Below are 1121 nucleotides of genomic sequence, written 5' to 3' on the forward strand. Positions count from 1 at the left end.
CGCTGCCGGCGGAGCTGGCGATCGTGGTGCCGGTGTACAATGAGTCGCGCAACGTGCCGCTGCTGGTCGCCGCGCTCGACGCGGCGCTGGCGGACGTGCGCTGGGAGGTGGTGTTCGTCGACGACAACTCGCCCGACCGCACCGCCGACCAGGCGCGCGACCTCGCGCTGGCCGACCCGCGCGTGCGCGTCGTGCAGCGCTTCGGCCGGCGCGGCCTGTCGACCGCGTGCATCGAGGGCATCCTCGCCACCGCGGCGCCCTATGTGGCGGTGATGGACGGCGACATGCAGCACGACGAGCGCGTGCTCACCGACATGTTCCGCCGCATCACGCAGGGCGACGTCGACCTGGTGGTCGGCAGCCGCTACGTCGCGGGCGGCGGGGTGGGCGAGTGGGACCGCCGCCGCGCCGCGATGAGCCGCTTCGCCACGCGGCTCGCCGGACGGCTGACGCGCGCGCCGATCAGCGACCCGATGAGCGGCTTCTTCATGCTGCGCCGCGACGCCTTCATGGCGGCGCTGCCCAACCTCTCGACCGTGGGCTTCAAGATCCTGCTCGACATCGCCGCCTCGACCCCCGAGCCGCTGCGCGTCGCCGAGGTGCCCTACACCTTCCGCACCCGCCAGCACGGCGAGAGCAAGCTCGACAGCCTGGTGCTGTGGGAATATCTCCAGCTGCTGCTCGACAAGTCGTTCGGCCGCTACGTGCCGGTGCGCTTCATCAGCTTCGCGATGGTCGGCGGCTCGGGCGTGTTCGTCCACTTCCTGGTGCTGACGATCGTGCTCGAATCCTTGCTGACGTTCGGCGACGGCGCGGCGCACCAGGGGCGCTCGTTCGCGATCGCCCAGGGCGCCGCCACCTTGGTCGCCACCACCAGCAACTTCCTGCTCAACAACCTGCTGACCTACCGCGACCAGCGGCTCACCGGCCGGCGGCTGTGGTGGGGCTGGCTCAGCTTCAACCTGGTGTGCGGCATCGGCTTCCTCGCCAATGTCGGCATCGCCCACTACCTCTACCAGCACCAGAACTACCTGATCGTGTCGGCGCTCGCCGGTATCGCGGTGACCACGGTCTGGAACTACGCGATGTCGTCGATCTTCACCTGGCGCAAACGCGGCTGA

Annotated in this window: 1 protein-coding gene; it reads left to right on the forward strand. The window is 69.9% G+C overall.

Going from position 1 to position 1121, the window contains the following annotated elements; genetic code table 11:
• Positions 1 to 2 precede the first annotated feature (2 nt).
• Positions 3 to 1121 (forward strand): glycosyltransferase family 2 protein, encoded by a 1119-nt coding sequence (locus FHY05_RS22210; protein WP_183946709.1) that lies wholly within the window; start codon positions 3 to 5, stop codon positions 1119 to 1121.

This window comes from Sphingomonas sp. BK580, from assembly GCF_014194975.1.
Classification (GTDB): domain Bacteria; phylum Pseudomonadota; class Alphaproteobacteria; order Sphingomonadales; family Sphingomonadaceae; genus Sphingomonas.